8 protein-coding genes are annotated in these 6,339 nt (G+C 38.6%); all 8 read left to right on the forward strand.

Annotation, left to right across the window (positions count from 1 at the left end; translation table 11 throughout):
- The first annotated feature begins 88 nt into the window (after positions 1-88).
- The 8 genes from ACIQVU_RS05825 to ACIQVU_RS05860 all read left to right on the forward strand — a co-directional run bounded on the left by ACIQVU_RS05825 (position 89) and on the right by ACIQVU_RS05860 (position 6,209).
- Complete coding sequence (locus ACIQVU_RS05825) at positions 89-1,339, forward strand: tetratricopeptide repeat protein (RefSeq protein ID WP_340808547.1); 1,251 nt, start codon at positions 89-91, stop codon at positions 1,337-1,339.
- A 14-nt stretch (positions 1,340-1,353) separates the two neighbouring features.
- Entirely contained in the window at positions 1,354-1,911 is a 558-nt protein-coding gene (locus ACIQVU_RS05830) for a ReoY family proteolytic degradation factor (RefSeq protein ID WP_340805218.1), read from the forward strand.
- Between the two features lie 130 nt (positions 1,912-2,041).
- Positions 2,042-2,491, forward strand: a complete 450-nt coding sequence (locus tag ACIQVU_RS05835; RefSeq protein ID WP_340805219.1) for a YpiF family protein — start codon at positions 2,042-2,044, stop codon at positions 2,489-2,491.
- Positions 2,492-2,646: 155 nt separating this feature from the next.
- A complete protein-coding gene (locus ACIQVU_RS05840) occupies positions 2,647-3,153 on the forward strand; it encodes a QcrA and Rieske domain-containing protein (RefSeq protein WP_340805220.1) in 507 nt (168 codons plus the stop codon).
- A gap of 19 nt (positions 3,154-3,172) precedes the next feature.
- Positions 3,173-3,847, forward strand: a complete 675-nt coding sequence (gene qcrB / locus ACIQVU_RS05845; protein ID WP_340805221.1) for a menaquinol-cytochrome c reductase cytochrome b subunit — start codon at positions 3,173-3,175, stop codon at positions 3,845-3,847.
- A gap of 41 nt (positions 3,848-3,888) precedes the next feature.
- Positions 3,889-4,683 carry a menaquinol-cytochrome c reductase cytochrome b/c subunit gene (locus tag ACIQVU_RS05850; protein WP_340805222.1) on the forward strand — a complete coding sequence of 265 codons (795 nt, stop codon included), beginning with the start codon at positions 3,889-3,891 and terminating at the stop codon, positions 4,681-4,683.
- Positions 4,684-4,877: 194 nt separating this feature from the next.
- On the forward strand, positions 4,878-5,474 hold the full coding sequence (gene lhaT / locus ACIQVU_RS05855; RefSeq protein ID WP_340805223.1) for a lipoprotein heptaprenylglyceryl N-acetyltransferase LhaT: 597 nt from the start codon (positions 4,878-4,880) through the stop codon (positions 5,472-5,474).
- 60 nt (positions 5,475-5,534) lie between these two features.
- Positions 5,535-6,209, forward strand: coding sequence for a zinc metallopeptidase (locus ACIQVU_RS05860; protein ID WP_340808548.1), 675 nt, complete (start codon positions 5,535-5,537; stop codon positions 6,207-6,209).
- Positions 6,210-6,339: the final 130 nt, after the last annotated feature.

Genomic DNA, 6,339 nt, shown 5'->3' on the forward strand with positions numbered 1-6,339 from the left:
TTGGGGAGTTTTTTCTTGTTTCAATAGGAAATGTTTTGTAGCATAAAGGTATTAATGAAAGAATAGGTGAATAACTGTGAACAATGCGATGACTGAAATGATGCAAGCACTTGAGCAAGGAAACTTGGCATTAATCGATCAGCTACTGGAATCATTTTTAACAAAGGAGCTACCAGAGGATATCTATGCGCTAGCTGAAATTTTTATGCAATATGGATATATGAAGGAAGCTGACCGTGTGCTGGAGCATTTACAATTTTTATTTCCAGAGGAGGCACAGTTAAAAATAGATCATGCAAATGTGTTAATGGAGCTTGGTGATGAGGACGAGGCATTGGATTTATTATTAGCAATTGATGACACATCACAAGAGTACCCTCAAGCATTACTTGTTCTAGCCGATTATTATCAAATGCAAGGGCTATTTGAGGTAGCGGAAACCCGTATTAATGAGGCATTGGCAATTTTGCCAGACGAGCCATTACTGCACTTTGCGAAAGCCGAGCTGTTATTTGAAACAGGTCGCTTTTTAGAGGCTGCTAGATTGTATGAGGAATTATATGAGCAGCAAGGTGAATTTGCAGGGGTAAACCTTGTAGAGCGACTGGCAGAGGTCTATCGTGCAGGTGCTGCCTATGAAATAGCGTTTGATTATTATGTAAAAGCACTTGAGGATGAGGTAAAGCCTGATGTTTTATTTGGCGCTGCCTATTCTGCTTTCCAATCTCAAAAATATGAGATAGCCATTAAGCAATTGGAGGAATTAAAAGAATTAGACCCTGATTACTTCTCAGCGTATTTATTGCTTGCGGAAAGCTATGCCATGCTAGAGGATAATCAAAAAGCATACACGGCTATACAGGAAGGTTTAAAGCGCGATGAATATGATAAGTCACTCTATTTATTTGCAGGGAAAATGGCACTAAAAAATGGCTTACCAGAGGAAGCGGAGCAATATTTGCGTGAGGCAATAGCGCTTGATCCTGAATATATGGAGGCAGTATTGGCTCTTACAGCCATTTTTGGACAGCAGGAGCGTTATGAGGACGTCATCGAATTGTTTGAAACCTTACAGCAAAATGATTTTGAATGGAGTGCGTTATATCCTTTTGCGGCAGAGGCATATGAAAATTTAGAATTGTACGACCGTGCATACGAATTTTACCGTTTGGCATATAATGATTTTAAGGAAGACGCAGCATTTTTAGAAAAATATGTTTACTTTTTAGTAGAGGAAGGCAAACGTTCAGAGGCAAAAGAGGTTCTTGAACAATTATTAAGCATACAACCAGGTGAACCAGTGTGGCAAGAGCTATTAGAAACCTTAGAATTTGAGTAAAGGGGGGAGTGGGTATGACTGCTTCTGTATCAGTTGTTGATAAAAAGGCATTTGTTCGATGGTTTTTAAAAAATTATCAATTGAAGCGACGAGAATGTGTATGGATTTTAAATTATTTATTAAGTAATGATGATCTTTTAAAACGAATCCGTTTTGTGGAGGAAGCTCACTATTGTCCAAGAGCAATGGTGATGTCAACAGTTGATTCAACAGGTGTGCCTTTTCGATTTTATAAAGGCAATGTAATGACGGCAGATGCTGAGAAATCATTCCATGATTTGCGCTTACATGAGCAGGAAGATATGTATATCCAATTGAATTTTCCAAATGTACCACCAAGTGCACAATACTTAGCAGTTCTAGAAGAAAACCCATATATGCCAGAAACACTGCTTGTGAGTGAAAAAGATCGGTTACTGGCGGAAGAACTGCTTTCCAATAGCTTACTCGTATTCCAGGAAGAAAAATTACTTGCACAAATTGATGAGGCTCTTGATAAGGGAGATAAGGAACGTTTTTATGAATTGTCTAATTTGTTACAAGCATTAAAGGAAACAACGAGTCATAGGTAAAATTTGAATGCCCTTTCACCGCTTTAATATGGTAACATTACTAGTGAATGATTGCTTTCACTTTTAATTGGTTATCCTATTAAAGTGTGGAGAAGGGCATTTTATTTTGCAGTAAAAGGAGGTTTGGTAAATGTATTTTAATGCAAACGATGTCACAGCATTTATGGCGCAGAAGGATTTTATTGATACAGCCATTGTGCCACTTGTATCCATCGATCTAGCTGCCGAAAAAATAAAGCAGAGCGGTGCGGAAGCAGATTTTATTATGTCTTTAACATCTTTTATAGAAAAGCAATTTAAGGGACGTCTGCTCGTTATGCCGCCATTTTCGTATATACCATCTTTAAAATCTGATGACTTGCCACAGCAATTAGAAGCACAATTACATAATGCTGGCTTTAAGCATGTGTTCTTCGTTACTTGCGATCATTTTTGGACAAGTATTGGAGATAACGTAAATATGATTTGGTTACCAGCAATTCCACTAGAAAGTATGGATGCGAATGTTAAAAAATCTATCTTGGAAGATCAGTTGCGCCAAGTGATTCCATTGCTTTCGACGAAATGGGCACAAATGTAACATTTAGCTTCAATAAATGTTCACATTCTCCAGCTTTCCACAGAATGCTATATTGACCAAGCTATGGACTTGATATATCATATATATGTCCTAGTATTACTATTTGTAAAAGTATGTCCGTTGGACTGACCTTTAAGTTAGAGGGGGGAAAATAAGTGAGTAAAAATCGAGTTTCACGTCGTCAGTTTCTAAGCTATACACTGACTGGTGTAGGTGGATTTATGGCGGCAGGTATGCTAATGCCAATGGTTCGTTTTGCAATTGATCCAGTGTTACAAAAGCATGATGGTGGAGATTTTGTGAAAACAGAGCATAAAATCGCTGACCTGACTGAAGAGCCAGTAAAAGTTGACTTTTCATATGAACAAGTGGATGCATGGTACAAATCACAGGTTACAGATGTAGCATGGGTTTATAAAAGTGGCGATCAAATCATTGCCCTTTCACCAGTTTGTAAGCATTTAGGTTGTATGGTGGACTGGGGTGGAGATTCAGCACACCCTGATCAATTCTTCTGCCCATGTCACGCAGGACGTTACGAGAAAAACGGGAAAAACGTTGCAGGTACACCGCCTCTAGGTCCGTTGGATGAATTTGATGTACAAGAAGAAGATGGCTATTTAATGATTGGTCCAGCAAAAGCAAATACTCTAGTTAAATAAGTAAGGGGGTACGACAAAAGTGCTAAATAAAATTTATGATTGGGTCGATGAACGCTTAGATATTACACCGATTTGGCGTGATATTGCCGACCACGAAGTGCCAGAGCACGTTAACCCTGCACATCATTTTTCAGCATTCGTTTATTGCTTTGGTGGATTAACATTCTTCATCACAGTAATTCAAATTTTATCTGGTATGTTCCTAACAATGTACTATGTACCAGACGTTGTGAATGCTTGGAAATCAGTTTATTATTTACAAAACGAAGTAGCATTTGGTGAAATCGTACGTGGTATGCACCACTGGGGAGCTTCATTAGTTATCGTAATGATGTTCTTACATACACTTCGTGTATTCTTCACGGGTTCTTATAAGAAGCCTCGTGAGTTAAACTGGATGGTTGGTGTAGGTATTTTTGGTGTAATGATGGGTCTTGGTTTTACAGGATACTTATTACCATGGGATATGAAAGCATTATTCGCTACAAAAGTAGGTATCGAAATTGCTGCATCTGTACCGTTTATCGGTGAAATGATTAAAATATTATTAGCGGGTGACACAACGATTCTAGGTGCTCAAACGTTAACACGATTCTTTGCGATTCATGTATTCTTCTTGCCTGCAGTATTGTTTGGGTTACTTGCAGCACACTTTATCATGATTCGTCGACAAGGAATTTCAGGACCGTTGTAATGAACGAAACGGTTCAATGATCTTTAAAAGGAGGGGACACTATGCATCGCGGAAAAGGAATGAAATTTGTCGGCGATTCACGTATTAAAGCGAATCACAGAATGCCGAACGTTCCGAAGGATTATTCCGAATATCCAGGTAAGACGGAAGCTTTCTGGCCGAACTTCTTACTGAAGGAATGGATGGTAGGTGCTGTATTTTTAATTGGATACTTGTTATTAACAGTCGCTCACCCGTCACCACTTGAAGGGCCGGCTGATCCAACTAGAGCATATACACCACTACCGGACTGGTACTTCTTATTTATGTATCAACTTTTAAAATACTCATTTGCTTCTGGTCCATACAATGTAATTGGAGCTATTGTGATGCCAGGTCTTGCATTTGGAGCGCTATTATTAATGCCATTTTTAGACAAAGGTCCAGAGCGCCGTCCATCTAAACGTCCATTACCAACAGCTTTTATGCTATTAACATTAGCAGCAATGTTCTACCTAACTTGGGAGTCAGTGGCTAACCATGACTGGGTAGCTCAAAAAGAGATGGGTAAAATTCCAACACAAGTGGAATTTAATGTAGATGAAACACTTCCAGGTTATGCAATTTGGACAGGTGAAACTGGTGAGCAAGCGAAATCATGTATTTCTTGTCACGCTGCTGACTTTACAGAAGCACCAGCAGCACCTGCATTAGGTGGTAATACTTTAACGGCTGAGGAAGTTGAAGATATTATTCATAATGGTCGTGGTGCGATGCCAGCAGGTCAATTCAATGGAACAGATGAAGAAGCAAAGCAATTAGCTGAATTTATTGCAAGCTTAAAACCTGTTGAATAAACTATAATTTAAAAGAGTCAGGAAACTGGCTCTTTTTTTCTACCTTCATGCTGTGGCTGAAACGTAAGCCTAAAAGTTCCCTTATACATAGTAGGATAAAAAAATGGCATTATCGTGCTGTTAAATATTACGGTAGAGGTACATAATAAGCTGTAACTATTTTTAGTAAAGCTGGGAGTCAAGGAGTTGTAATCATGCACATAATACGAGCGAATATTTGGTATCTTCTCACCCATAAATCCTTTTTAATCACCTTGCTCATCATTAATGTAATAGGAACGATTTATGGCTATTATTGGTATGGTTGGCAGCTTGCAATGACGAAGCCTATTTTTTATATTTTTGTACCAGATAGCCCTACAGCGAGCCTCTTTTTTTGCTTTGTTTTGCTAGCTTGGATTATGGGCAAAAGCTGGCCGCTGATGGAAGTTTTAGCGCTTGTTACATTAGTGAAATATGGTTTATGGGCAGATGTCATGAATATTTGGACATTGATTGAAACAGGCTCTATTGGCTGGCAAGGTTGGATGCTTGTAGGTTCACATTTTGCGATGGCAGTACAGGCAGTTTTATATATTCAAAAATACGTTTTTTCTTATGGGCATGTAGTGATAGCGGCTATTTGGACATTGCATAATGATGTCATTGATTATGTTTTTGGACAAATGCCAATGTATCGAGATTTAGCCAACTACACAAGCTATATTGGCTACTTTACATTTTGGTTATCCATTGCCTGTATTTTACTCGCTATTTTCTCAATTAAATGGCGCAAATATTTGCCGAATTAGAGCATTAATTATAAAATTATAGTATCGAGGTAGAAAGGGGTTAGAATATTGTCAACAGGCATGTATATTGTTTATTTTGTAATTATTATGCTGTTGCCGCTTTACGCACAAATGAAGGTAAAGGGGACGTATAAGAAATTTGCAAAACAACGTACAATGAAGGGACAAACAGGTGCAGAGGTAGCGCGTGCGATTTTAGATGCCAATGGTTTATATGATGTACGAGTTGTTCCGACACAAGGTGTGTTGTCAGATCATTATAATCCGGCAACCAAGACTGTTGCTTTATCAGAGAGTAACTTTTATGAAGCGAGTGTTGCAGGTGCTGCTGTAGCTGCCCATGAGGTAGGCCACGCCATCCAACATAAAGAAGCTTATTCTATGCTTACTTTACGCAGTAAGCTCGTTCCAGTGGCTAATATTTCATCAAATATGTCTTGGATTTTCGTAATGATTGGTATTTTTGCAAGTAGTACAAATTTCTTGCTGTTAGGGATTGTCCTATTAGCAGCGGGGGTTGTCTTCCAATTGGTAACATTGCCAGTAGAATTTGATGCATCTAAACGCGCTTTAGTGCAAATGAATTCACTTGGGATTATTACAAATGAAGAGGAGCGTCCAGCACGTAAAGTATTAAGTGCCGCAGCTTTAACATATGTGGCAGCAGCAGCAGTCGCTGTATTAGAGCTATTACGTTTAATTTTAATATTTACAAATATGCGCGGTGATGACTAAGAGAAAACTTGTTATGGTTGTATGACCATAACAAGTCAGACTGTAGACAAAAGCCATCGAGAGGTTCACTCTCGATGGCTTTTGTCATTTTTCTTCCTATTTCTTTTATAGATTTGGTTATATACAACCA

The organism is Lysinibacillus sp. NPDC098008 (genome assembly GCF_044760715.1).
GTDB lineage: Bacteria > Bacillota > Bacilli > Bacillales_A > Planococcaceae > Lysinibacillus.

Bases quoted from the DNA above. Each gene is read 5' to 3' on its own strand.
- ACIQVU_RS05825 (WP_340808547.1), top strand. From the start codon at position 89: ATGACTGAAATGATGCAAGCACTTGAGCAAGGAAACTTGGCATTAATC.
- ACIQVU_RS05830 (WP_340805218.1), top strand. From the start codon at position 1,354: ATGACTGCTTCTGTATCAGTTGTTGATAAAAAGGCATTTGTTCGATGG.
- ACIQVU_RS05835 (WP_340805219.1), top strand. From the start codon at position 2,042: ATGTATTTTAATGCAAACGATGTCACAGCATTTATGGCGCAGAAGGAT.
- ACIQVU_RS05850 (WP_340805222.1), top strand. From the start codon at position 3,889: ATGCATCGCGGAAAAGGAATGAAATTTGTCGGCGATTCACGTATTAAA.
- lhaT (WP_340805223.1), top strand. From the start codon at position 4,878: ATGCACATAATACGAGCGAATATTTGGTATCTTCTCACCCATAAATCC.
- ACIQVU_RS05860 (WP_340808548.1), top strand. From the start codon at position 5,535: ATGTATATTGTTTATTTTGTAATTATTATGCTGTTGCCGCTTTACGCA.